The 25,160-nt window shown below is 39.3% G+C and carries 21 protein-coding genes and 1 other annotated feature; of the genes, 7 read left to right on the top strand and 14 right to left on the bottom strand.

Going from position 1 to position 25,160, the window contains the following annotated elements:
• Positions 1-51: 51 nt before the first annotated feature.
• From B0I26_RS05675 to sppA, 6 genes are all read right to left on the bottom strand, one after another.
• Positions 52-1,041: a class I SAM-dependent methyltransferase gene (locus B0I26_RS05675; protein WP_111644492.1), complete on the bottom strand. Its 990-nt coding sequence runs from the start codon at positions 1,039-1,041 to the stop codon at positions 52-54.
• Between the two features lie 121 nt (positions 1,042-1,162).
• Entirely contained in the window at positions 1,163-1,663 is a 501-nt protein-coding gene (gene tpx / locus B0I26_RS05670; RefSeq protein ID WP_111644491.1) for a thiol peroxidase, read from the bottom strand.
• Positions 1,664-1,737: 74 nt separating this feature from the next.
• Positions 1,738-2,205: a GerW family sporulation protein gene (gene ytfJ, locus B0I26_RS05665; RefSeq protein ID WP_111644490.1), complete on the bottom strand. Its 468-nt coding sequence runs from the start codon at positions 2,203-2,205 to the stop codon at positions 1,738-1,740.
• Positions 2,206-2,216: 11 nt separating this feature from the next.
• Positions 2,217-2,918, bottom strand: a complete 702-nt coding sequence (locus tag B0I26_RS05660; protein WP_409991411.1) for a DUF2953 domain-containing protein — start codon at positions 2,916-2,918, stop codon at positions 2,217-2,219.
• Between the two features lie 57 nt (positions 2,919-2,975).
• Positions 2,976-3,461, bottom strand: a complete 486-nt coding sequence (locus B0I26_RS05655; protein ID WP_111644489.1) for an RDD family protein — start codon at positions 3,459-3,461, stop codon at positions 2,976-2,978.
• A 16-nt stretch (positions 3,462-3,477) separates the two neighbouring features.
• Complete coding sequence (sppA, locus tag B0I26_RS05650; RefSeq protein ID WP_111644488.1) at positions 3,478-4,488, bottom strand: signal peptide peptidase SppA; 1,011 nt, start codon at positions 4,486-4,488, stop codon at positions 3,478-3,480.
• 125 nt (positions 4,489-4,613) lie between these two features.
• Between sppA and B0I26_RS05645 the strand changes: the two genes are divergently transcribed.
• Positions 4,614-5,417, top strand: coding sequence for an NAD kinase (locus tag B0I26_RS05645; protein WP_111644487.1), 804 nt, complete (start codon positions 4,614-4,616; stop codon positions 5,415-5,417).
• A 50-nt stretch (positions 5,418-5,467) separates the two neighbouring features.
• Here B0I26_RS05645 and mbcS read toward each other — a convergent pair whose 3' ends face one another.
• The 4 genes from mbcS to B0I26_RS05625 all read right to left on the bottom strand — a co-directional run bounded on the left by mbcS (position 5,468) and on the right by B0I26_RS05625 (position 9,816).
• Positions 5,468-7,057: an acyl-CoA synthetase MbcS gene (gene mbcS / locus B0I26_RS05640; RefSeq protein WP_111644486.1), complete on the bottom strand. Its 1,590-nt coding sequence runs from the start codon at positions 7,055-7,057 to the stop codon at positions 5,468-5,470.
• A 120-nt stretch (positions 7,058-7,177) separates the two neighbouring features.
• Complete coding sequence (locus tag B0I26_RS05635; RefSeq protein ID WP_111644485.1) at positions 7,178-7,381, bottom strand: alpha/beta-type small acid-soluble spore protein; 204 nt, start codon at positions 7,379-7,381, stop codon at positions 7,178-7,180.
• Between the two features lie 81 nt (positions 7,382-7,462).
• Complete coding sequence (gene thiI / locus B0I26_RS05630; RefSeq protein ID WP_111644484.1) at positions 7,463-8,668, bottom strand: tRNA uracil 4-sulfurtransferase ThiI; 1,206 nt, start codon at positions 8,666-8,668, stop codon at positions 7,463-7,465.
• A 5-nt stretch (positions 8,669-8,673) separates the two neighbouring features.
• Entirely contained in the window at positions 8,674-9,816 is a 1,143-nt protein-coding gene (locus B0I26_RS05625) for a cysteine desulfurase family protein (RefSeq protein WP_111644652.1), read from the bottom strand.
• 296 nt (positions 9,817-10,112) lie between these two features.
• Between B0I26_RS05625 and brnQ the strand changes: the two genes are divergently transcribed.
• A complete protein-coding gene (gene brnQ, locus B0I26_RS05620) occupies positions 10,113-11,462 on the top strand; it encodes a branched-chain amino acid transport system II carrier protein (RefSeq protein WP_111644651.1) in 1,350 nt (449 codons plus the stop codon).
• Positions 11,463-11,577: 115 nt separating this feature from the next.
• Here brnQ and ezrA read toward each other — a convergent pair whose 3' ends face one another.
• The gene (gene ezrA / locus B0I26_RS05615; protein ID WP_111644483.1) at positions 11,578-13,278 is read right to left on the bottom strand and encodes a septation ring formation regulator EzrA; all 1,701 of its coding nucleotides are present in this window, start codon (positions 13,276-13,278) and stop codon (positions 11,578-11,580) included.
• A gap of 206 nt (positions 13,279-13,484) precedes the next feature.
• Here ezrA and hisJ point away from each other — a divergent pair, with 206 nt between their 5' ends.
• On the top strand, positions 13,485-14,288 hold the full coding sequence (gene hisJ, locus B0I26_RS05610; RefSeq protein ID WP_111644482.1) for a histidinol-phosphatase HisJ: 804 nt from the start codon (positions 13,485-13,487) through the stop codon (positions 14,286-14,288).
• A gap of 81 nt (positions 14,289-14,369) precedes the next feature.
• Complete coding sequence (locus tag B0I26_RS05605) at positions 14,370-14,852, top strand: GAF domain-containing protein (protein ID WP_111644481.1); 483 nt, start codon at positions 14,370-14,372, stop codon at positions 14,850-14,852.
• A 46-nt stretch (positions 14,853-14,898) separates the two neighbouring features.
• Here B0I26_RS05605 and B0I26_RS05600 read toward each other — a convergent pair whose 3' ends face one another.
• On the bottom strand, positions 14,899-16,767 hold the full coding sequence (locus B0I26_RS05600; protein ID WP_111644480.1) for a sensor domain-containing diguanylate cyclase: 1,869 nt from the start codon (positions 16,765-16,767) through the stop codon (positions 14,899-14,901).
• A gap of 400 nt (positions 16,768-17,167) precedes the next feature.
• On the opposite strand from B0I26_RS05600, the gene rpsD reads away from it, so the two are divergent.
• Positions 17,168-17,770, top strand: a complete 603-nt coding sequence (gene rpsD, locus B0I26_RS05595; RefSeq protein WP_111644479.1) for a 30S ribosomal protein S4 — start codon at positions 17,168-17,170, stop codon at positions 17,768-17,770.
• A gap of 92 nt (positions 17,771-17,862) precedes the next feature.
• On the opposite strand, the gene tyrS is transcribed toward rpsD, so the two are convergent.
• On the bottom strand, positions 17,863-19,122 hold the full coding sequence (gene tyrS, locus B0I26_RS05590) for a tyrosine--tRNA ligase (RefSeq protein ID WP_111644478.1): 1,260 nt from the start codon (positions 19,120-19,122) through the stop codon (positions 17,863-17,865).
• A gap of 51 nt (positions 19,123-19,173) precedes the next feature.
• Positions 19,174-19,399, bottom strand: a binding site (T-box leader).
• 181 nt (positions 19,400-19,580) lie between these two features.
• Between tyrS and B0I26_RS05585 the strand changes: the two genes are divergently transcribed.
• On the top strand, positions 19,581-22,439 hold the full coding sequence (locus tag B0I26_RS05585) for a transglycosylase domain-containing protein (protein ID WP_111644477.1): 2,859 nt from the start codon (positions 19,581-19,583) through the stop codon (positions 22,437-22,439).
• A 134-nt stretch (positions 22,440-22,573) separates the two neighbouring features.
• Here the strand turns inward: B0I26_RS05585 and acsA are convergent, their stop codons facing one another.
• Positions 22,574-24,289, bottom strand: a complete 1,716-nt coding sequence (acsA, locus tag B0I26_RS05580; RefSeq protein ID WP_111644476.1) for an acetate--CoA ligase — start codon at positions 24,287-24,289, stop codon at positions 22,574-22,576.
• 224 nt (positions 24,290-24,513) lie between these two features.
• Here acsA and B0I26_RS05575 point away from each other — a divergent pair, with 224 nt between their 5' ends.
• Positions 24,514-25,146, top strand: a complete 633-nt coding sequence (locus B0I26_RS05575; protein ID WP_111644475.1) for a GNAT family N-acetyltransferase — start codon at positions 24,514-24,516, stop codon at positions 25,144-25,146.
• Positions 25,147-25,160: the final 14 nt, after the last annotated feature.

Below are 25,160 nucleotides of genomic sequence, written 5' to 3'. Positions count from 1 at the left end.
AAAACGAGACTGGACTAAAAGCAAGGTGTCAGCCTCGTTTCTTTCGGTCGGTTATTGGCTTTTTTCGCTTGCAAACCACTCATCGATTTTTCGCATCATCGCCTGCATGATTTGTTTATTCGAAAACCGCGGCAGCTCCGCAAGCAGCGCTTTTTTTGGTGCCTTTACGTTTGAGCCTTTCTTTTGCAAAATAAAAATGCTTTTCGCCGCCTGTTCATTTTTAAACATCGACAGCGGTAACTGTAATAATCCTTGAATGACAGCCTGTTCTTTCAAAAAGGTGTGCAGTGCGGCAGCTTGATCGCTTGAAAATAATGAATTCGGGATCAGGAAAAATAAATAGCCGCCTTCTTTCGTATAATATAAACTTTGTTCAATAAACAAATGGTGCGCGTATGAATGCCCCTTCTCTGCTTTTAAAATAAAGCGGGAGACATTTTCATCATGCGGATAATAGCCAACCGGCAAATCGCAAACGACCACATCCGCATGTTCTACAAACATCGGCTGCAGGCTGTCTTGATTGAAAAATTGGATAGGATGCTTTTGTAAATTAGCATTTACATACGCTAATTTAATTAACAAATCATCGACATCAACCCCGTAACTTTTTACTTGTTTGCCCGGCAAATGATTAAGGACAGTCGTTAATAAATTAGCTGTACCAACAGCCGGATCGAGAATCGTTAGAGCAAGATGTTTCGCAGTGAATTTTCCAACTAAATAGCTGATAAATAAACTAACAGCATCCGGGGTCATTTGATGATGCGGCTGCGTATTTTCTTTCATCCCTTTTAACACCGCAAGCTGAAACGATTTGCGAATTTCTTCATTCGTAAATCTCTCAAGCTGGATTTCTTTATATTCTTTTTTAAGCCTTTTTTGCGATAATTCGCTTACTTCTTCTTGCAAAACATCTCCATGGAATAAATTTTCTCCTGTTTCGGCCACAGCTTCTAAGTAGGAACATTTTAATTCTTCTTGTAAGATCGCTGCCGTACGGTCAAATAGCGTAAATAATCGTTCAACTGGTGTGCTCATTATTTTTCCACCTTTCAATTTGGTGTCCAATTTTTTATTGTATGGAGTATGCGCTCATAAACGCAAGTGTTTTATATTAAGCAATGAAAAAGACCTCGAATAGCTCGAGGCCTTTTCACAATTATTTCGCTGCTTTTGCTGCTTCAATCGCCGCTTCATAATTCGGATGATTGGTTACTTCCGGAACGTACTCAACGTATGTTACTTTGTCGTTGCTGTCAATAACAAATACAGCACGCGCTAATAAACGCAACTCTTTAATTAGCACCCCGTACGCTTGACCAAAGGACACATCGCGATGGTCAGACAATGTTTGCACATTTTCAATGCCGTTAGCACCGCACCAACGCTTTTGCGCAAATGGTAAATCGACGCTGATCGTTAATACTTTGACGTTTTCTAATTTTGCTGCTTCTTCATTAAAACGGCGAGTTTGCGCATCGCAAACACCCGTGTCGAGAGAAGGAACGACACTGATTAAACGAACATGTCCCTTCGTATCAGCAAGCGTAACCTCTGATAAATCGTTTGCTAACACCTTAAAGTCCGGAGCTGTATCGCCAACCTTCACTTCATTTCCGACTAAAGTAACTGGATTCCCTTTAAAAGTGACGTTTGCCATCGGATTACCCTCCTAAAAAAATATGTACAGGCTAATCATAACGGCAATATAAAAAAATTTCAATTATTTAGACTTTAAATTCCTAAATCATCTTTTTTCAAAGATACAGATTCGTCGTGTTGATACGATTCGCCATGATTCTGTTTATTTTTCTTTAACATTTGTTGAATTTTCTCCACCGCCTGCGGGGCTAAATCCAATATTTTTTCGTATAAATGCGTACTTTCATCAAGATGAAGCAGCTTTACACCCGAAGAATTAACAATTAAAAATGCAATCGGGGTAATCGACACTCCTCCGCCGCTGCCTCCGCCGAATGGATGAGCATTTTCCGGAGATGGTTGGCCGCTATGATGATTGTTTCCATCAAGAATAAACTCACTTCCGCCTGCGGCAAAGCCAAATCCTACTTTGGAAACCGTTAAAATGACACTTCCATCCGGAGTTTCTACCGGATCGCCGATAATTGTATTCACATCAATCATTTGTTTTAAATTTTCCATTGCCGTTGACATTAACGCTTGGATTGGATGATTGCTCATTGCTAAACCTCCTAATAACTTTCGTTTGCTTTACCGGCAACAAATGATTTTAATTGTGACAAAGAGTTGCCGCGCCAATATTTCACGATTCGTATCCCTGCTAACATAGCATGCCCGATACGAAAATGAATCATACATATGAAATGTGTTTGCGACATTGCCTGTTGAAAAGATGGAGTAATCGTAATAACAGGAACGGTTTTTAGCTTCATATATTTACTAACCATTGCAACCATTCCATATTTCACCGACCATCCGATGCCAACAGCCATTCCTGTATAAGCCGCATCACCTGCACCGAATGTTGTATGCCATTCAAATTTTGTAATAGAAATGCGGGACATAAATTTTTTAATAATCGAATGCAAATGAACAACATGATGAATAAACTGTTTTGTTTGCCGAAAGCTATGTGCGATTTCAGAAGGTGTATACTTACTCTTTTTTGGATGAACGTCAACATTGTTTTGGTTACCTCCGACTTCATCTTGACGAAACACAATAATTCCAAGCGATTCCTTATCCACTTTTACTAACGGAATATTAATCGTGTAGCGAATGAGGCCAAACAACGTTTTTAGCGTAATTTTTGCGCGGTCATCACCTTGCGCATGTTTAATATCAATGAAAATGGACATTCTCATCATAGAAATGAACATGATTAAACTAATCAACCCCACCGCTATGAACAAGACAGCATTCAATTTACGCACTCTCCTTCAACATGCCATTTTCGCCATTTCTATAAAAAAATAAACCTGCTAGTATAACTAGCAGGTACGCTCATGCACAACCGTTGTATCGGCAATCATATCGTGAATTCCTTGTTTTTTCGGTGAAAATGCTGCTACTAAAAATCCGATGAACAAAATGGTCTTAGAAATAAACTTTCCAACCAATTCCCGAAACAACACGGTCGACCATGTTAACGGCCTGTCGTTCAGATCGATTACTTTTAGACCAAATACCATTTTTCCTATCGTTTGTTTAAAAATTTTTGTCATGAAAATAAAATATAAATAGAAAGTAGCCGCGGTTGCAATCGATAGCGGTGTAAACATATGATTTTCTTCCAAAGGTAAGTCCATAAAGCGAAAAACCGGATAGACAATGATTCCGTTAATGCTTGCAATGACGACCAAATCGAGCAAATAAGCCCAAAACCGCATCCAAAATCCCGCATAATGAATAACGGAATAATGAGGCGAGTCAACTGTTTCACTTTGTATTGTTTCTTGTTGTTCTTCATTCATCATTCTTTTTCACTCTCCTTTACTCCGCATATAAATACATTAAACGCGGTGAGTTTGGACGCGAAAATAATTGAACAAGCTCAATTGCCTCGTTGTTCTCTTGTTTGAATGGTTTTATATTCATGCTAAATAACGAACCAAAACCAAGTTCATCCGTATATTTCACAACTTGAGCATCTTTTAAGCGATAGTCTTTTTTCACGGCAGCAATCGTATCTTCCAAATATCCGAATTCATCAATCAGTTTTAACTGTTTTGCTTGTCTTCCATCATAAATACGGCCATCCGCTAATTTACGAACTTCACTTTCCGGGATTTTTCTTCCTTCCGAAATGACTTTCACAAACCCTTCATAAGAATTGTTAATAAGAGTTTGTAAAATCTTTCTTTCTTCATCCGTCATTTTTCTTGCCGGATTCATAATATCTTTGTAAGGTCCGCTTTTAATCGTAACAAGTTCCACACCGTATTTTTTCGCTAATCCTTCGTAGTTAATGCTTTGCATAATCACACCTAAAGAACCGGTAATCGTTTCGGGGCTCGCGAAAATTTTATCTGCCATTGTCGATATATAATATCCGCCGGAAGCAGCCATTGTTCCCATTGACACATAAATCGGTTTTTTTGTTTCTTTTTTCAAATCGGATAGTTTTTCATGAATTTCTGCACTTTCAACAACGCCGCCGCCCGGAGAGTTGACGCGCAATACAATCGCTTTCACCGCATCATCGTTTTTCGCCTGTTCAATCATTTTTAAAAAAGCTTGATGATTATATCCGGCTGTTCCAAATAATGAGCCTACTTCTTCCGTGTCTTGAATAACACCGTTTACTTCCAGAACAACAATTTTTTTCAACTCATTTCCTTCTTCGATGATCTCCTCAGAAAACTCCTCATTGATTTGGGCAAAAAAATCTTCCGACCATTTTTCAAAATCTGAAGTAAATACGGATGTGACAAAGCTCATTAGCGCGGAAAAGATAAATAAAGCCGCAGCGATTGCCAAAGCAATCCAACGTTTTCGATTCATATCTTTCCTCCTCATATCAATGAAATTTACTTTTAAAAAGCAATAATGATAAACTATATATTACATTAGTTAATCTTACCATAATTGTTAATATACTAAAACCGTGTAACGGAGGGGACGGCTGAATGGCAGAACGCCGCAATCATATTTACTTTTTTTACAAAAGAGATGAAAAAACGAGCGAGCAAGTAAAATCGCTCATCCACCTTGCTAAAGAATACGATTTCAATGTCGTGAGTGAGCATCGAAAGGCAAATATTATTGTCAGCATCGGGGGTGACGGCTCATTCCTCCAAGCAGTACGACAAACCGGCTTCCGTAATGACTGCCTTTATGCGGGCATTTCAACTTTTAACACACCGAGCTTTTATTGCGACTTCCATATTGACGATACAGATAAGATGATTGAAGCAATGACAAACGAGCAAATTGAAGTGCGAAAATATCCGACGATTCAAGTAACCATTGATAACTCTGCTTCATTTTATTGCTTAAATGAATGCTCTATTCGTTCTGGAATCATTAAAACGTTTGTTATGGATGTATTTATTGATGAGCTTCATTTTGAAACCTTCCGCGGCGATGGAATCATTGTGGCAACTCCAACAGGAAGTACTGCCTATAACAAGTCAGTCAACGGTGCTGTTGTCGACCCGCTGCTTCCGTGCATTCAAGTAAGCGAGCTTGCCTCCATGAATAACAATCGTTATCGTACATTAGGGTCTTCGTTTATTTTAAGCGGAAAACGAAAGCTAACATTAAAAATTTCCCCGGAAGGCAATCATTATCCAATTATCGGTATGGACAACGAAGCACTCAGCATTCGTCATATCGAAAAACTGGATATTTCTTTAAGTGAGAAAGTCATTAAAACGGTAAAACTAAAAGACAATTCATTCTGGGAAAAAGTAAAACGAACGTTTTTATAAACGGTAAAAGAGGTGTTTCCAAAAAAGGAATCACCTCTTTATCTATATAGCTATTTTTGTTGCGCTAGTCTCATTTCCCGCTGACGAAGTTCAACGCGGCGAATTTTACCTGATGCTGTTTTTGGCAAGTCATCAACAAACTCAATTTTGCGCGGATATTTGTATGGAGCTGTTAGCTGCTTAACATGCTCTTGTAAAGCTGGAATTAATGTCGGATCGTTTTTATCGACCCCTTCGCGAAGAACAACAAATGCCTTGACGACATGACCACGAATTTCATCCGGACTTGCAACAACGGCGCATTCCTTTACAGCCGGATGCTTAACAAGTGCATCTTCTACTTCAAACGGCCCGATTGTATAGCCAGAGCTAATAATAATGTCATCACCGCGCCCTTCAAACCAGAAATATCCATCTTCGTCCATTTTTGCTTTATCACCTGTAATATAGTACTCACCGCGGAATTGCATCGCAGTGCGTTCAGGATCTTTATAGTAACATTTGAACAATGCCGGCGTGCTGACATGGACAGCAATGTCTCCGACCTCGCCTACTTTGCACGGCTCTCCATTCTCATTAATGATCTCAACACGGTTCCCAGGCGTCGGCTTACCCATTGAACCCGGCTTGATTTTCATCCCTTTCATGACACCGACTAGCAGCGTATTTTCTGTTTGCCCGTAACCGTCACGAACTTGAACACCAAAACATTTCTCAAACGTATCAATGACTTCACGGTTTAACGGTTCACCGGCAGAAACAGCACTGTGTAAATGAGGAAGTTTGTACTCCCCGATATTTGGTACCTTCGCCATCAAACGATATTCGGTAGGTGTGCAGCAAAGAACATTAATTTCATATTTGCTTAACAGCTGCAAATACTTTTCCGGCTCAAATCTCCCATGATAAACAAATCCGGTTGCTCCAGAGCCTAACGTCGATAAAAACGGGCTCCAAATCCATTTTTGCCAGCCCGGACCCGCCGTTGCCCAAACAACATCTCCTTCTTCAATGCACAGCCAGTTTTTCGCTGCTGTACGCAAATGGGCATAAGCCCATCCATGTGTATGGACAACACCTTTCGGATTTCCGGTTGTGCCGGACGTATAAGATAGAAAGGCCATGTCATCACGTGATGTATCAGCAGCAGTAAATTCGTCGCTTTGTTTGTCCATTTCTTTTTGTAAATTGAGCCATCCTTCCACATCATTTCCAACTGCAAACTTAATTAAGCCGCTCGTATTTTCAATTTGTGCAAATTCAGCAATATAAGGGTGATAAACGATAACCGCTTTGACTTCACCGTGAAAAAGACGATACTGTAAATCTTTTGCACGCAGCATTTCAGAGCTTGGAATAACAACTAATCCAGCTTTTAACGCTCCCAGATATACTTGATATGCCTCGATAAGCCGCGGCACCATAATCAATACTTTATCCCCTTTTGTTAACCCACGAGAAATTAAAGCGCTTCCAATTTTATTGGCGCATTTTATTAACTCAGCATATGTCATTTCTCTTGTTTCTCCGGCTTCATTCTCCCATTTTAAAGCGATTTTGTTTGGTGTTTTATGCGCGTGTCTCTCAACCTCAGAAGTTAAATTATACTTCTCCGGCGCAATTAAATCTTCTCTACGCATAATTCCCCTCCCTTTTTTGTCTATTTAAATTAATTATACAAAATAATCTTAATATTTTGTATAATTTTCTGAAATAAAAAGGCGGGTTTTAACCCCCGCCTTCGTAGCCATTTATTCAATTTAGAATGTACCGCCGCCTAATTGTTGTTGTGCCATAGCAACAAGACGTTTTGTAATCTCTCCACCAACAGAACCGTTAGCGCGAGCTGTAGAGTCTGGGCCAAGTTGAACGCCGAATTCTTGAGCGATTTCATATTTCATTTGATCAAGAGCTTGTTGTACGCCAGGTACTAACAATTGATTTGAGCTGTTGTTACGTGCCATGTGTTTTCACCTCCTTGTGACTATAGAGTGTGTTAAAACACATGGCATCATTCATTGATATGGTTGGTAATTTTTGAGATTTCAAAACAACTCTTCGAATTCTTCAATGTTTTTATAATTTTGATCGATGATTAATGTTTCTGTCTTGTTAACCGCTTCATGAATGAAACTCTCAAAATCAACAAAGCTTTCATAATGGGCCGCTTTTTCTTTTTTCGGTCTTGTTTTTGGAGCGCTTGGGGTAAAAATCGTGCAACAGTCCTCATACGGGCGAACAGAAATATCAAATGTATCAATTTTTTTAGCGATTTCAATGATTTCTGTTTTATCCATCGCCACAAGCGGCCGAAGGATTGGGGTTGTTGTTACATCATTAATCGTAGCCATGCTTTCAAGCGTCTGGCTTGCTACTTGTCCAAGACTTTCTCCTGTTACAATGGCAAGCGCATTATGCTTTTGGCGAAGAGCGTCGGTAATTCTCAACATCATTCTTCGCGTTGAAATAAGCGAATATCCATCGGGAACCTGCTTTTGAATCGTTTGCTGAATCTCAGTAAACGGTACAATATGCAGCTTTATTTTCCCGCTATATTCTGTTAGTTTTTTTACTAAATCAATCACTTTTTGCTTGGCGCGTTCGCTCGTAAACGGCGGACTAAAAAAGTGAACTGCTTCAATTTCCAATCCGCGTTTCATCGCCAAATAGCCGGCAACCGGGCTGTCAATTCCTCCGGACAGCATTAACATCGCTTTTCCGCTCGTTCCAACCGGCAGTCCGCCTGCTCCCGGAATGTCTTTGCAAGTTATATCCGTTCCTCCTTGACGGACTTCGACACGCAAATCGATATCCGGCTCATGAACATTAACAGTGAGATTTTCTGTATTCCGCAAAATATAACTGCCGATTTCATAGTTTAACTCGTTGCTTCCGACAGGAAATTGCTTATAGGCCCGTTTCGCCGTCACCTTAAATGTTTTTCCTTCATACGGCAATTCTTTAATCGCAGCCAAAGCGGTCTCTTTAATTTTTTCAAGATCGTTCTCTGTTCTCATCGCTAAACTAAATGATTGAATGCCAAATACGTGCTTTAGCTGTTCAATAATGTTTTCATGTGATTCGCCATTTAAGCGGATATAGAGACGATCTCGCGTTTGCTCGATTTCAATCTTTTTAAAATCGCGCAGCTTTTTTTCAATATTGCGCTTTAAACGATATACAAAGCGTTTGCGGTTTTTTCCTTTTGTCGACATTTCTCCAAAACGAATTAAAATATGATCGTACTTCATCGTTTCTACCTCGTCACTTCTCGTAATTTTTTCATCGCTTTTTTCATTACATCTATCGCAATTGGAATTTCCTCAAATGTGTTTTCAAATGACAAGCTGATGCGAACAGCACTTTCAGCCCGCTTTTTTTCTGCCCCCATCGCTATTAACGTTTTGCTTGGGGCTTTCTTTTTCGACGAGCATGCAGAAGTGGTCGAAACAAAAATGTTATGTTTCGCTAATTCGTGAACGAATACTTCCGATTTTAATCCATTTAATGAAAAGTTAATAATATGCGGAGCTGAATGATCACTTGGTGTATTCAATTGAATATCCGGAATTGCTGACAGCTGTTCAATCCACGCTTCTTTTACCTTCATTAAATGATCTATTTTTTCTTCGTACATTTCAAGCGACATGCGCAGCGCTTTCGTCATTGCGACGATGGCCGCGACATTTTCTGTGCCGGAGCGCATTTTCATTTCCTGTTCACCGCCTGCTAAAAGCGGGGATAATTTGATTCCTTCACGAACATATAAAATTCCTGCTCCCCGCAATCCATGAAATTTATGGGCAGACATCGTGCATAAATCGACATGCGCTTCACGCAAATGAAGCGGCACTTTGCTGACACCTTGAACATGGTCAACATGAAAAACAATTTTCGGATAATTTTTCAACAGTTGTCCAATTTCTTTAATCGGTTGAATCGAGCCAACTTCATTGTTCACGTGCATTACTGAGACAAGAATGGTATCATCCCGGATAGTTTTCACCAAATCATCAATCGTTATAAAGCCTTTTTCATTCACAGGCAAGTAGCTAACCTCAAATCCCAACTCTTCCAGTTGTTTACATGCTTCACTTACAGAAGGATGTTCAATGGCCGTTGTAATAATATGTTTTCCCCGGTTTTTATACTCAAGAGCAATTCCCTTGATCGCCATATTGTTTGCTTCTGTTCCGCCTGAAGTAAAGATAATTTCGCTTGTCTTCACATGAAGCAATCTGGCAATTTGCTCCCGCGATTGTTGCAAAAGCCGCTCTGCCTGCCGCCCCAGTTCATGAAGAGACGAAGGATTTCCAAAATATTTTGTCGCTACAGTAACAAATGAATCAATTACTTCGGGAAATGGTTTTGTTGTCGCACTATTATCTAAATAAATCATCGCTTCAGCCTCCATTAGAGACAGTAACATGCAATTTTTAATCTTACCATAACTATCATAAAAATGAAAATTTCTTAATTTATTTTCTGTCATCATTTTGCTGATTACGCGATTAATTTTCAATAAAAATAATAAAAATAACGCTATGATTATTTTTAATGTTAAAATAAAAAATATTTTTATTTTTGTAATATATTTTAAAATTAGAACTTTTGTAAAATACAACAACATTCTTATTGATTATGGTAGTATTTATAACGTTGTAAAAAATATGTAAGGAGGATTTTTTGAACGTCATGGAAACAAAGCTTTCAACCAAAGAACAATTTGCTATTGGTTTAATGCTTTTCGCCCTTTTCTTTGGAGCAGGAAATATGATTTTCCCGCCTGCACTAGGACAAGCAGCAGGAGAAAACGTTTGGATTGCAGTTGCCGGCTTTTTAATCACAGGCGTTGGTTTGCCGCTTCTTGCTGTAAGCGCTATCGCTCGCACTGGCAGCGATTTGCAAACGCTCGCAAGCCGTGCCCATCCATTATTTGGAATAATTTTTACGATTGTGATGTATTTAGCGATCGGACCGCTTTTTGCCATCCCGCGTACAGGAACGGTTTCTTATGAAATAGGAATAACGCCTTTTCTTTCTGAAGAGTTAAAATCATCAAACATGCCATTAGCCGTTTATACCATTGTATACTTTGCATTAAATCTTTGGTTGTCCATTAACCCATCAAAACTGGTAGATAGAATCGGAAAATTACTGACGCCGTTATTGCTTGCCGGATTGTTTGTATTAATTACAAAAAGCATTGTCACTCCAATGGGGGAATTTCAAGCGCCGACCGATGCATATGCACAATCACCATTTTTTAAAGGATTTATTGATGGATACTTAACAATGGATACAATCGCTGCATTAGTGTTTGGAATAATTGTTATCAATTCCATTAAAGATAAAGGAGTTTCTAATAATAAAGCCATTTCCCGCATTTGTATTAGAGCAGGGATTATCGCTGTAGCAGGGCTTGCGTTCATTTATGTGTCGCTCGCCTATATGGGGGCATCGAGCCCGGAAGCGATTGGCTACAAAGATAATGGCGGAGCAATTGTAACTGCCGCTGCCTATCATTTATTCGGCACTGCCGGAAACGTCATTTTAGGTGCGATTATCACATTAGCATGCTTAACAACATCGGTAGGACTCTTGTCTTCTTGCGCCAGCTATTTTTCAAAATTAACTCCAAGCATCAGCTACAAAACATATGCCATTATCATGAGCGTATTTAGCACAGCTATTGCTAACGTAGGTTTAACAAATTTAATTAAAATTTCCGTTCCCGTATTAATTGTTATTTATCCGTTAGCAATTGTGCTGGTTGCTTTATCATTTTTGCACGAAAAATTTAACGGACGGAGCGAAGTGTACAGCGGAGCGCTTTTAGCAACGGGTATTGTTAGCATCTTCGATGGATTAAATAATGCCGGAATCGATGTAAACAATGTCTTAATTATTTTCGGAAAATTTTTACCTTTCTTTTCACACGGAATCGGCTGGCTCGTTCCAGCAATTATCGGGGCAATTGCCGGATGGATTGTTTCTAAAATAAGAGGTGCTAAAAGCGAAACAGCGATAAATAAGGTGTCGTAGCAACAAAAGAGGAGGCTGACTTAAAAGCAAATGTCAGAACCCCGCAACCATAAAAATATAGACATGATTTATGGATTTTGCGTGAGGTCAGACACTTATGAGTCAGCCTCCCTTATTATTCTTTCTTCTTTCCCTGCTGCAAAAGCTGCTGTATCCGGTGAAAAGCACCAGGTTCAACCTTTTCAATGGTAGCAACCGCTTGTTGAAGAGCGAGTTCATATTCAAAGCTTCTAAACAATGATTCCGCTTCCTCCAGTCCCTCACTGACAGAACGATAACGGCTCCGGTAGCGGTTTCCGTACTGAATAACTCTTTCCACAAGTTCAGCCTGTTCCAGCATTTCTACTGTAAGTTCATAAACCCGTTGCACTAAAACGGTTGCCTCATCCAATGTTTGATTGACCGCTTCCATGTTCAGCGGTTTTTCCTCAAGACGCATCGCCACTCTCATTAAACAGTCTTTCGCTTCGTCTAATTGCAGTTTATATGCCTCCGGAAGTCCAGGTAAGCGGCTTTTTTTCACTAATCTTATCGCTTCTGACATCTTTTTCTTCATTTCACTTAGTTTTTCTCTTGCAGCTAATTCATCTTTGCGCAGCGTTTGCAGCATCTCGCGAAATTGTAAATGCTGTTCCTTGACCGCTTCTACTTGTGCATCTAATTCCTCGAGTTCCTCTTTAATAAGCGAATAAGCGATCTGCTCTTCCTCCGCTTTTACACGAACAAGCGCAAAACGCTTCAGCAATTGATTAATTTGTTTTTCAAGCTGACGATACCTTTCTATCTCTTGGTTGGAAAGATGATAACTTTGCTGCACAAACAACGTTTCTTCTTTTGTTTCTTTTGTTTCATCACTCAAGCTGTAAAGCTTTTCTTCAATATTGTCCATTTCTGTCTTTACATATTGATACGCCAGCACTTCTTTTTCTAACAAATCGTACAACGTTTCAATATCTTCTTTTACTTCAAGAATTCCGCTTTTAGCCTTTTCTACTTCTAACTCGGCGATCATCTCCATATATTGCGCGATTTTTTGTCGCTTTGCTTCAATTTCTTTCTCTACATGAATATGTTCAAGAATATAACCTTGTTCAAGCATTTCTTGATATCCTTCTAAAATTTCCGCAAATTGAGCTGGAATGACCGTTTGACACTCCGTTAATAATTCAGGAATATCTTCGAGCATTTGCGACAGTTCGCTTAATTCATTTCTTAAAGTGAGAATCACTTCTCTTGCGTCCAAGTAGTTACCAGACTTCGTCAGCTCTTCAAACGACTGAAACTTTCCTTGCAGCTCTTCCACTTTTCGTTCCAATTTTGGTACCGCTTGCCCGAATGTGTGGCGATGGGCTAAAAGCGTCTTTTTTACATTTCGATATATCCCTTTTAACTCTTCGATTTCGATGCGATTTTTTTCTTCGCTGCCAACCAGCTCCTGCAACTCTTGGAGAATCATTTGAATCTCTTCTTCTGCTTTGCGCAGCATTTGCTCTGCTTGGTGCAGCATTTCTTTTGCTTTTTTGTAACGATGTTTATCTAAAGCTTCTTCAATATCAAACAATTTTTCTTCAATGTCTGGCAGTTGAGAAGCAACAACTTCATCCCAGCTATTCCGCCACCGTTCAAACAATTCTTCCGTTTGTCCAGTCATATTTAACTGCTTCACTTTTGAAAGTTCGTCAGTAACCGGACGGTTCATAATCGTTATTTTCCATGACTCCAAACGATCGATTTCTTGATACAGCTTTTTACGGTACATATGAATATATATCATTACTCCTGTAATGAGGAGCAAAATGAACATCGCAAATTCCATAATGAGCCCCCTCGTACCCCGGTTAGTGAATAAATGAAGATGGTTTCTTTAGAAGGCAAAAAGCAAATATATTAATGTTTTTTCAATGTTTTTATGATACCATGTTAACGACATTTTTTGAGCAAAATTTTTAATTTTTTTTTACAGAAATCTGCAAATTTTGATTTAAAATCAACAATAAAACAAAGCGTTAAGGAGGAATTTATTTGAAAGACGGACATATTCATACCCCTTTTTGCCCTCATGGAAGTAAGGATTCATTTGAACAATACATTGAGAGAGCCATTGAGCTAGGTTATACGGAAATTTCTTTTACCGAACATGCGCCGCTGCCGCCGACATTTACCGATCCTACTCCTGACCAAGACAGTGCGATGAAAATGAGCGATTTAGACAACTATTTATTTACTGTAAATGAACTAAAAAAACGATATGCGAACGATATTGCCGTTAATGTTGGATTAGAAATTGATTTTATTATTGGCTATGAAGACGAAACGGCCCGCCTTCTCGAAGAAATAGGCCCTTATTTAGATGACAGCATTTTATCGGTCCATTTTTTAAACTTCAATAATGAATATTTTTGTTTAGATTACAGTCCGGAAATGTTTGCAAAAATCATTCATACATTCGGCTCTGTCACTTCTGTATATGAAACATACTACAATACTTTGCGGCGCGCTGTGACTGCTAATCTCGGCCGGTACAAACCGAAGCGAATCGGCCATATTACACTCATTCATAAATTTCAAAAAAAATTTCCTTGTCTTAAGCCGACGAATGACCACATTATTCATATTCTTGATGAAATGAAAAAGCACGATTTAGAAATCGACTATAACGGAGCAGGAGTCAATAAGCCGCTTTGTCGGGAGCCTTATCCACCTGACTGGGTGATTAAAGAAGCGATGAAGCGCGACATTCGCATTGTTTACGGTTCTGATGCTCACTCTGCTAAAGATTTGCATCAAGGAATAGATAGGATGATGAAAGAAGCGCTTTCTATTTGACATCATTCGTTCATCCTCATAAAATAATCGATAATTCCACTCAGTTTTCTGGTGAATAAAAATGAACGGGAGGAGACATCTTTGTTTCACGCTGTGCAATATAACGGTACAAGAGAAGAAAATTATGAATTAGTGATTAAACAGCTGAAAGCGCTCATTGAAGGGGAAACGAATTTCATCGCTAATCTGGCGAACGCTGCAGCATTATTAAATCAATTTCTCGACAATATTAATTGGGTCGGATTCTATATAGCTGATGGCAATGAACTTGTATTAGGCCCGTTTCAAGGTCTGCCGGCATGCGTCAGAATTCCGTTCGGCAAAGGAGTATGCGGAACAGCGGCAAAAAATAAAAAAACCGTGCTCGTTCCGGACGTTCATCTTTTCCCAGGCCATATCGCTTGTGACGCAGCTTCCCAATCAGAAATTGTTGTGCCAATGATGAAAAACGGAAATGTGATTGGTGTATTAGATATCGATAGTCCGATCAAAAACCGTTTTGACGAAATTGACCAAAAGTATTTAGAAAAATTTGTAGAAACGCTTGTAGCTTTAATCGACTAATCGCCTAGTAAGAAAAGGAACCCTTCTTAAAAAAGGATTCCTTTTCTTATACTTTATATTGCTGCTGATAATCATGAACAACCACGCAGTTTTTCCCTGTTTTCTTTGCAGTATATAACGCTTCATCCGCACGTTTAAATAACTCCCTCATAGAATCTGTCCGATTTTTCTCCCAATAAGAAACGCCGCAGGAAATGGTAACTTGCGGATTCGTTTGTTTGCGAACTTTTTCAACAAGACGATTAGCCACTGAAATTCCGACAGTAAGCGATGCACGCGGAAGATAGACAGCTAATTCTTCACCGCCCCAGCGAGCCCCTATATCGCTCTCACGAATATTTTCTTTAATAACGTCTGCCACTTGAATAAGAACTTCATCCCCGACTTGATGTCCATATGTGTCATTAATCGCTTTAAAGTTATCAATATCAACTAAAATAAATGAGCCATAACTATCCTGTTGCATTGAGCGGGTAATTTGTTCATCAAGATAGTGACGAGCATATAAGTTGGTGAGACGGTCCGTTACAACGAGACGTTCCAACTCTTCACGCAGCATCGCATTCGTAAACACTAACGTTGAATGATGAATTAACGATTGAAGGAGTTTATACATTTCAAAAGTAAAATAATATGGTTCCCGGTGCAGCACGATGGCGATTCCTTTCAGCACACTGCTTTGTACCATTGGAACAGCCATTAATGAGCGAAACGCCGGAACAAATGACGAGGAGTCAATCTCTACATTGCCCAAAAATACAATTTCTCTCTCGTTTTGAATTCGCTTTACGACAAAATCAATATAGCTCTTCGATTCAGATGAGTGGAAAAAAGGAGTGCTTCCCGGCAATACTCTTTTTCGCTGTTCATCAAACAGTAAAAACCCAACTTCCTCAGCTCCGAAAGAACGTTTAATTTGCTCAACCATAAATTCTAGTGCATCTTGAAAGCGTAAGTTTGTATTTAACCGATGCATCGTTTCGTTAATCAGCTGTAAATCAGCAATTAAACGTTTTGACTGTTCATATAATTTTGCATTTTCAAGAGCACTTCCAGCCGTATTAGCCAGTAAGGAAATAAAATTAATTTCATTTTTCGGAAACATTTTAATATGCGGTGCAATGATTTCAAGCACTCCGTAAACTCCTTGTACTCCTTTAATGGGAGCATATATAATCGAGCATTGCGGTTTAACGGCGTCTTCAATTTGAATTTGTCCAGTCACATACGCTTGCATAGCTGCCATGTTTTCCTCATCACCTTCAAAGGCTAACATTTTAATCGGCAAGTTATCGTGATTTTGATTGTCATGGGACAAAAGTAAGTGGAAAGTAAATGATGGATATATTTCTTGTAAAGTGCGTATAACTTCTTCCAATACATTGTTTATTTTCATTGAAGAGTGAATTTTGGCGGTGAGTCGATGCAAGCGTTCATATCTTTTTTCTTCACTTAAGCCTCGAGAAAGATTTTTCATCTTGTCAAAAAGCAAGATAAAGTCTTCCCTGATTTTTAGAAGGAACCTCTCGCTGAAACGCTCATTTTCATTGTTGAGCAGTTGCAACACCCCTAACAATTCACCCTTTGTACGAAGCAATAGCTCAATTGTTAGACCTGACGAACTTTCCCTTATTTTGAGAGGAAGTTCTGCTCCATTTTCTGACTTAAAAACATCATAAGAAATGGCGGAATTGATTAAATGTTCCTTCTCCGCAGTGGTTACTTCGAGGAAAAAAACATTTTTCAAAGGATCAAACATAAAAAAAGAAACTTCTTTTACCATAAGTTCCTGTTTTACAAGAAGCAGCAAATTCAGCACTACTTTTGAGAATTCCTCATAATCGTCATATGTAAGAAACCAATCAAAAAATTTTTCCTTAAAGGATCGATATAATTTTCCTTTTTGAACTTCCATGTTCTGATTCACCCACGCTCATCTTTTACTTCTTTATCCCTAATATCAATCGTAGCAGATTATCAATTTGTCCAAAATAACTAAGTATTTAGAAAACAAATTTTTTTCAAACCATCTTTTTTATTATATCATACAAATAATAGAGAATAAAAACATAAAAAAGTTTTAAAGATGAAATGTTGACTTTAAATTAGGAAAAAACATATAATAGCCTTTGTGTAAAATATAGCAGCCTATGTGATCACCTTTATGGGTTCATTTTGTTCCTCTTAGTTAAAGAGGTGTATCGTGTAACTCTTAGCTGCTAGAGCGAGGATACATGAAAACAAAATGACCATAATTGTTGATGCACGTCTGCTTTTATTTTACCCAAAATAAAAGCAAAAAAGGAGGAGCATTTATGGCTCGTTACACAGGTCCAATGTGGAAAATTTCCCGCCGTCTCGGCATCTCATTAAGCGGCACAGGTAAAGAGTTACAAAAACGTCCTTACCCGCCAGGTCAGCATGGTCCAGGTCAGCGCAAAAAACTTTCTGAATACGGTTTACAATTACAAGAAAAGCAAAAACTTCGTCATATGTACGGCGTAAACGAACGCCAATTCCGCAAAACGTTCGATGAAGCCGGCAAAATGCCTGGTAAACACGGCGAAAACTTCATGATTCTTCTTGAGTCTCGCCTAGATAACCTTGTTTACCGTTTAGGTTTTGCACGCACTCGCCGTCAAGCTCGCCAATTAGTAAACCATGGCCATATTTTAGTTGACGGCAGCCGCGTTGATATCCCATCTTATCGCGTAAAACCTGGACAAACAATTTCTGTTCGTGAAAAATCTCGCAACCTTCAAGTGATTAAAGAAGCGCTTGAAGTAAACAACTTCGTACCTGACTATTTAACTCTTGACGCTGACAAATTAGAAGGCACTTACACTCGTTTACCTGAACGTTCTGAGTTGCCAGCCGAAATTAACGAGGCATTAATCGTTGAGTTCTACTCTCGTTAATAGTGAAAACCCTCTGGATATTCCGGAGGGTTTTATTTTTCTTTTTCTATAAGGGAATGATACTATCTAGCATCATCCCCTTTTTGGAAAGATTACTTGTATTTAATTAAATAGTACTTTTTCTTGCCGCGGCGAATCACTGTAAATTGTCCTTCAATGCGATCTTCTTTTGTTAATACTTTATTTACGTCTTGTATTCTTTCACCATTCACATAAATGGCACCGTTCGTAATGTCTTCACGAGCTTGACGCTTTGATGGCGAAATTTTGCTCATGACTAATAACTCCACTAACGCAACCTCTTCTCCTTCATATTCAAAAGAAGGAACGTCTTTAAATCCTTGCTTAATCTCATCAGCCGTTAAATCAGCGATACTTCCGCTAAACAGCGCTTCAGAAATTTTGATTGCCTGACGTAACGCTTCCTCCCCATGCACAAGCTTTGTCACTTCTTCGGCTAATGCTTTTTGTGCAGCACGTTTTTCCGGCGCTTCGTGCAGCTGTTTTTCAAGCTGTTCAATTTCTTCTTTTGATAAGAATGTAAAGTACTTCAAGTATTTAATTACATCACGGTCGTCGGTATTAATCCAGAACTGGTAAAATTCGTATGGCGATGTTTTTTCTTTATCTAACCAAACCGCGCCACCCTCGGTTTTACCAAATTTTGTTCCATCTGCCTTTGTGACAAGCGGGATCGTTAAACCAAACGCTTTCGCCTCTTCCTCCGTTTTCCGAATTAATTCCAATCCCGCAGTAATATTGCCCCATTGATCACTTCCGCCAATTTGCAATTTACAATTTTCATTTTGATAAAGCTTTAAAAAGTCGAGCGCCTGTAAAATCATATAGCTGAACTCGGTAAACGAAATGCCGGTCTCAATCCGCGACTGTACCGATTCTTTCGCCAACATGTAGTTAATACCAAAATTTTTGCCGACATCGCGCAAGAACGAAATGACGTCAAGAGAACCAATCCAGTCATAGTTATTGGCGATTTTCGCTGGATTTTCTGTCGTTTCAAAATCTAAAAAACGCGATAATTGCACTCTAATTTTTTCACTCCATTGCTGTACTACTTCCTTTTCGTTTAATGAACGTTCACTTTTTTTGCCGCTTGGGTCACCAATAAGCCCTGTTGCTCCACCAACAAGTGCAATTGGACGATGCCCCGCCAGCTGAAATCTTCTTAATGTTAGTATTGGCAATAAATGTCCAATATGCAGACTGTCTGCTGTTGGGTCAAATCCTGAATATAAAGTGATTTTTTCCTCCGTTAATAACTTTTGCAGTCCCTCTTCATCTGTCACTTGGTTAATAAGACCACGCCACTGTAAGTCTTGCAATAAGTCCATTTCTTCCACCTCTTTTTTAATTAAATAAAATAAAAAAACCCATCCCTAAAACGAAGGGACGAGTTAACATCGCGGTACCACCCTACTTAGAGAGCATAAAGAGCCCTCTCACTTCATTCCGATAACGGTATTCACCGTCTTTTGCTACTTAGAATGCTTCCGTTCGCAAAAGAAGCTCAAGGAGGTAATTCGTGTTTATCTTTGTGCTAGTTCGCACCGACCACTAGCTCTCTGAAACAGGGAGATAAACACTACTGTATCCTTTCATCGCCTCAATCATTCAATTTTCCAATATACATCTTTTATCATAATTAAATCCAATTGTCAAATAGCACAACGAAAAGTGGCAAAAAATCATAATATTAGACATTGTATATGGTATAATAAAACTAATTTTCGCGCACTATCTTTTTTCGTAATTATTTGTTAATTTTTAAAATATTGGAAGGATGTGGCGAATGGCAGACAAAGCAAATAATCTATCCCTTCAAAAGACATTGCGTAAGCTACGAATTACATACGATGTCATTTGGAACTTATTCCTCGTCTTCACCATTGTACTGATTTGTGGGCTATTTTTCGGATTCGGAGTAGGAGCCGGCTATTTTGCTTCTTTAGTCAAAGACATGCATATCCCTTCCTATGAAGAAATGAAAAAAGATATCTACAATTACGAAGAAACGACACATATTTACTTCGCTAATAACGTTTATCTCGGAAAGTTTCGTTCTGACATAGAGCGGGAAGAAATCAAACTTGCGCAAGTATCACCTTATTTAATTAAAGCAATTATTGCAACAGAAGATGAGTACTTTTACGAGCATAAAGGGGTTGTACCAAAAGCTGTGATCCGTGCACTTTTCCAAGAAGCAACCAATTCTTCTGTGCGCACCGGCGGAAGCACGTTAACACAGCAGCTAGTGAAAAATCAAATATTAACGAATGAAGTTTCTTTTGAACGAAAAGCAAAAGAAATGCTTCTTGCCCTTCGTTTAGAAAAGTTTTTCACGAAAGACGAAATTTTAGAAGCGTATCTAAACGTAGTTCCGTTTGGCAGAAATTCATCCGGCCGACAAATTGCCGGCATTCAATCAGCAGCAAAAGGGGTTTTCAATGTAGATGCAAAAGATTTAAACCTTGCACAAGCTGCCTTTCTAGCAGGATTGCCACAAAGTCCGTTTCGCTATACTCCATTTACAAGCAGCGGCGAAATCAAAAAGGATATTACCCCGGCTCTAAACCGGATGAAAACTGTGCTTAACCGAATGAAGCAAGCTGGATATATTACAGAAAAAGAATATAAAGAAGCGCTGCAATATCATATTGCCCAAGATTTCGCTTCTCCTAAACCATCACCAATTGAAAAATACCCTTGGCTAACAATCGAAATTGAAAATCGGGCAAAAGAAATCTTAGCCGGCATTCTTGCCAAAAAAGATGGATATGAAAAAGAAGATTTAACGCTTAACAATACTCTTTATAATGAGTACCTTGCTAAAGCGGAAAAAAACTTACGGCAAAACGGATATAAAATTCACACGACGATTGATAAGGACATTTACGACCGCATGCAGCAAGTCGTTCGTGATTATCAATACTTCGGCAGCGATATTATCACAAAAGAAAAAGATGAAAAAACCGGAAACATCATTAACAAAGTGGAACCCGTTGAAGTCGGGGCGATGTTGATTGAGAATAAAACAGGAAAGATTATTAGTTTTGTCGGCGGAAGGGATTATCATCGCGAGCAGCTCAATCACGCCACTCAAGCATATCGTTCCAACGGTTCAACAATGAAACCGCTGCTAGTCTATGCACCTGCAATGGAAATGGGAATCGTTCAGCCAGGTTCCGTTATTCCTGATATTAAACTCTATGTCAAAACAGCAGGAGGTGCCTACAGCCCAAAAAACGCCGATGGGAAAACACACGGTTTAGTATCCGCCCGGCGTGCATTACAATATTCATACAACATTCCGGCTGTTCGCACATATATGAAAATCGTGAACCAACGTCCCATTACTTATTTAGAAAAAATGGGCTTCACAAGCTTAACAAAGGATGACGCAAGCAACTTATCAATGGCTCTTGGTGCTTTAACAAAAGGCGTCACAGTGGAAGAAAACGTAAACGCGTACGCCACGTTTGGAAACTATGGGAAATTTGTCGATGCCTATCTCATTGAAAAAATCGTTTCCAAAGATGGGAAAATCATTTATGAACATAAAAGCCAGCCTGTCAATGTATTCTCTCCACAAACAGCTTATTTAACGATTGATATGATGCGGGACGTCATTCGCCAAGGTACAGCGGCTGCTTTATCAGGTTACTTAAAATTTTCTGCGGATTGGGCCGGAAAAACGGGAACAGGACAAGATAATAAAGATGCTTGGTTTGTAGCGACAAATCCGAATGTTACATTCGGCGTGTGGATGGGATATGATACTCCAAAACCGTTACAAAAAGAATATAAAGGTCTAACATACAGCAGACGCAATTTATTGCTATGGGCTCGTCTTATGAATGCCGCTTATGATGTAAATCCTAAGTTAATCGCACCGAAAACAAGGTTCAACATGCCTGGCGGAATTGTAAGACGTTCGTATTGTGCTATTTCAGGCTTATTGCCGTCTAATTTATGTACAAAAGCAGGACTCGTTCAAAGCGATTTATTTAATGCCAAATTCGTGCCAAGGAAAGTAGATCATTATTTAATAAGCGGTGCTTTTGTAGAGATAAATGGTAAAAAATACGCTGCACTGGAATCAACCCCGCAAGAATTCATCACTGCAGGAGTGATGATCGACAAGGAATTGCTTAAAGAACTTGGAATGAAAAGAGAGTCTATTGATTTAAACGATCTCCTGCCTAAATGGGAAGGAGCAAGCGTTCTGTTCACAAATCGCTTAGAGGAAAACGGAAAAAGCCCGGCTCCGCTCACCATACAGTTATCTAAACAAACTGTGACATGGAAAGCGCACCATGAGTCGGACATTATTGGCTATCGAGTTTATTACTCCGAAAAAGAAGGAGCACCGTTCCGAGTTATTCAAACCATTAAATCAGGGAAGCCGCTTTCGTTTACAGTTCTAAATGGAATGTATTATGTAACGGCGGTTGATATTGCTGGAAAAGAATCCGCTCCATCCAATATTATCCGAAAGATAGAAGCGCCAAAACTTGAACCAAAAGCACCAACTGACACAAACGAAGGTACAAAAACGGGAGAAGATACAGAACAAGAGGACAATATAAAACTAACAGAACCTCCGCCAACCGATACACAGGATATACAAGATTCACCTTCTCACCAATAAATAACTGAGGCTGACCCAAATGCAAAGTGTCAGACCCCGCAACACAATATATAGGACATAACATTGAGATAAATGAACGATATATTGTGAATGCACGTGGAGTCAGACTACTATGGGTCAGCCCTTTTTTATGATTAATCTTCCATTGTTGATAAATCCCCAGTTGGCAGGTTGAGCTCCCAAGCCTTTAAGACGCGGCGCATAATCTTGCCGCTTCTCGTTTTTGGCAATTTATCACGGAATTCAATTTCACGCGGTGCGGCATGAGCTGCTAATCCTTTCTTTACAAACTCACGAATTTCTTCTTTTAACTCTTCAGAAGGCTCATAACCGTCACGAAGCGAAATAAACGCCTTAATGATTTCACCGCGAACTGGATCCGGCTTACCGATGACACCGGCTTCTGCAACAGCTGGATGCTCAACAAGCTTGCTTTCGACTTCAAATGGACCAACGCGTTCCCCAGATGTCATAATGACATCGTCAATGCGGCCTTGGAACCAAAAATAACCGTCCTCATCCATGTAAGCAGAATCTCCAGAAACATACCAATCGTTGATGAAATAAGACTCATATTTTTCTTGGTTATTCCAAATCGTATGCATCATGGACGGCCAGCCTTTTTTAATCGCAAGATTGCCCATGCGGTAAGGCGGAAGCTCATTGCCTTGATCATCGATAATTGCCGCTTTAACGCCTGGAATTGGTTTTCCCATTGAACCCGGCTTAATTTCCATGCACGGATAGTTACATATAAGCTGTGCACCAGTTTCTGTCATCCACCAAGTATCGTGAATACGGCGGTTAAATACTTTCATTCCCCAGCGGACAACTTCCGGATTTAGCGGTTCGCCGACGCTTAAAATATGACGTAAAGAGCTTAAGTCAAACTTTTTCACAAGTTCATCTCCGGCTCCCATTAACATCCGGAATGCTGTCGGAGCACTGTACCATACTGTCACTCCATAATCTTCAATGGTTTTATACCATGTTTCCGGACTAAAGCGGCCGCCGATAACAACGTTTGATGCTCCGCAAAGCCAAGGGCCAAAGATACCGTATGATGTTCCCGTTACCCAGCCTGGGTCAGCTGTACACCAATATACATCATCTTCCTTTAAGTCAAGCACCCATTTCGCCGTTTGATAATGCTGAATCATTGCATTATGAACATGCAATACCCCTTTTGGTTTCCCGGTAGATCCTGATGTATAATGTAAAATTAAGCCATCTCTGCGGTCAACCCATTCAATGTCAAAATGTTTGCTTGCTTCCTTCATTCGTTTCTTTAAATCGATATAAGGGCCTTCTTCAACAATATTGTCTCCTACTAACAATACATATTTTAAAGCTGGAAGCTCATTTACCGGAACGCGAGGAAGCAACTCCGGCGTTGTAACAATAACTTTTGCCCCGCTGTCTTCCAATCGATCGCGTACAGCCCCTTCCATAAATGCTTCAAAGAGCGGCCCTACGATCGCACCAAGTTTAATGGCACCTAATACGGTAAAATACAGCTCCGGAGAACGCGGCATAAAAACGAAGACGCGATCCCCTTTTTCGACATCCGCCGCCTGTTTTAGCACATTAGCTACTTTATTCGACAATTCTTTCATTTCTTTGAATGTATATTTTTCTTCTCTCGTAGCATCGCGGTAGTAAAGAGCTACCTTGTTTTTTCGAAACGTTTCAACATGGCGGTCAATCGCCTCATAAGCCATGTTCACTTTGCCCGTTTCCGACCATGAAAAATGTTTTTCTACTTCCGACCAATCAAAATTTTTATATGTTTCTTCATAGTTTTTTAAGTTGAAATCCCCTTGTATGACTGGTAGCGCTTCCACTTTCATTCCCAAACTCCCCCTTTATGTAAAGTAATGACGATTTCATTATATTATACCTTTTATAATTTCTCAATTTTTTAAAAATTTTAATCAAAAAAATTTTTCAACAAATTTCGCTAAAGTATATGATTGGCTATGAAATAAATGAGAATTTTTTGTGAAAGCATTTTGTGCTCCATTTTTTTTTGTATAATGGTATTGAAGAAAGGTTTAAATCGGGTGGTGAACGAATGGAACATAAAAAAACGTACAATGCCAAAGAATTAAAAACCCCAAAAGGCACACTAATTATTGAAGGTCCGATATCCCCAGAAAAACTAGCAAGCTATGAGTTTCATCATGATTTGACAGCTTTCCGTCAACCAGAACAGCAGCATAAAGCTTTGATCGAAATCGCTCGGCTTCCTGAAGGAAGAATTATTATCGCTAGGCATAACCAAACAATTGTCGGCTATGTGACTTTCCTCTATCCTGATCCTCTTGAACGCTGGTCTGAAGGAAAGATGGAAAATTTAATTGAACTTGGAGCCATTGAAGTTATTCCTGATTTTCGCGGATGTGGAGTTGGCAAAAATCTTCTTATTGTTTCGATGATGGACGATGCCATGGAAGATTATATTATTATTACAACAGAATACTATTGGCATTGGGACTTAAAGAGAACAGGATTAAACGTATGGGAATACCGCAAAATCATGGAAAAAATGATGAATGCGGGCGGACTCGTTTGGTATGCTACCGATGACCCGGAAATATGCTCACATCCTGCCAATTGTTTGATGGCTAGAATCGGAAGCAGAGTGGATCAGGAGTCCATTCAAAAATTTGATCGCCTTCGCTTTATGAACCGCTTTATGTACTAACAGCTTTTTATCCG

Source organism: Paranoxybacillus vitaminiphilus (assembly GCF_003259935.1).
In the GTDB taxonomy this organism is placed as follows: Bacteria; Bacillota; Bacilli; order Bacillales; family Anoxybacillaceae; genus Paranoxybacillus; species Paranoxybacillus vitaminiphilus.
Note: the sequence above shows the minus strand (reverse complement) of the source record. Positions and strands in the feature narration are given on the sequence as shown.

Bases quoted from the DNA above. Each gene is read 5' to 3' on its own strand.
- B0I26_RS05675 (WP_111644492.1), bottom strand. From the start codon at position 1,041: ATGAGCACACCAGTTGAACGATTATTTACGCTATTTGACCGTACGGCA.
- sppA (WP_111644488.1), bottom strand. From the start codon at position 4,488: ATGAATCGAAAACGTTGGATTGCTTTGGCAATCGCTGCGGCTTTATTT.
- rpsD (WP_111644479.1), top strand. From the start codon at position 17,168: ATGGCTCGTTACACAGGTCCAATGTGGAAAATTTCCCGCCGTCTCGGC.
- B0I26_RS05655 (WP_111644489.1), bottom strand. From the start codon at position 3,461: ATGATGAATGAAGAACAACAAGAAACAATACAAAGTGAAACAGTTGAC.
- tpx (WP_111644491.1), bottom strand. From the start codon at position 1,663: ATGGCAAACGTCACTTTTAAAGGGAATCCAGTTACTTTAGTCGGAAAT.
- ytfJ (WP_111644490.1), bottom strand. From the start codon at position 2,205: ATGAGCAATCATCCAATCCAAGCGTTAATGTCAACGGCAATGGAAAAT.
- tyrS (WP_111644478.1), bottom strand. From the start codon at position 19,122: ATGGACTTATTGCAAGACTTACAGTGGCGTGGTCTTATTAACCAAGTG.
- B0I26_RS05625 (WP_111644652.1), bottom strand. From the start codon at position 9,816: ATGATTTATTTAGATAATAGTGCGACAACAAAACCATTTCCCGAAGTA.
- B0I26_RS05635 (WP_111644485.1), bottom strand. From the start codon at position 7,381: ATGGCACGTAACAACAGCTCAAATCAATTGTTAGTACCTGGCGTACAA.
- brnQ (WP_111644651.1), top strand. From the start codon at position 10,113: ATGGAAACAAAGCTTTCAACCAAAGAACAATTTGCTATTGGTTTAATG.
- mbcS (WP_111644486.1), bottom strand. From the start codon at position 7,057: ATGCGTAGAGAAGATTTAATTGCGCCGGAGAAGTATAATTTAACTTCT.
- B0I26_RS05585 (WP_111644477.1), top strand. From the start codon at position 19,581: ATGGCAGACAAAGCAAATAATCTATCCCTTCAAAAGACATTGCGTAAG.
- acsA (WP_111644476.1), bottom strand. From the start codon at position 24,289: ATGAAAGTGGAAGCGCTACCAGTCATACAAGGGGATTTCAACTTAAAA.
- B0I26_RS05600 (WP_111644480.1), bottom strand. From the start codon at position 16,767: ATGGAAGTTCAAAAAGGAAAATTATATCGATCCTTTAAGGAAAAATTT.
- B0I26_RS05575 (WP_111644475.1), top strand. From the start codon at position 24,514: ATGGAACATAAAAAAACGTACAATGCCAAAGAATTAAAAACCCCAAAA.
- B0I26_RS05645 (WP_111644487.1), top strand. From the start codon at position 4,614: ATGGCAGAACGCCGCAATCATATTTACTTTTTTTACAAAAGAGATGAA.
- thiI (WP_111644484.1), bottom strand. From the start codon at position 8,668: ATGAAGTACGATCATATTTTAATTCGTTTTGGAGAAATGTCGACAAAA.
- ezrA (WP_111644483.1), bottom strand. From the start codon at position 13,278: ATGGAATTTGCGATGTTCATTTTGCTCCTCATTACAGGAGTAATGATA.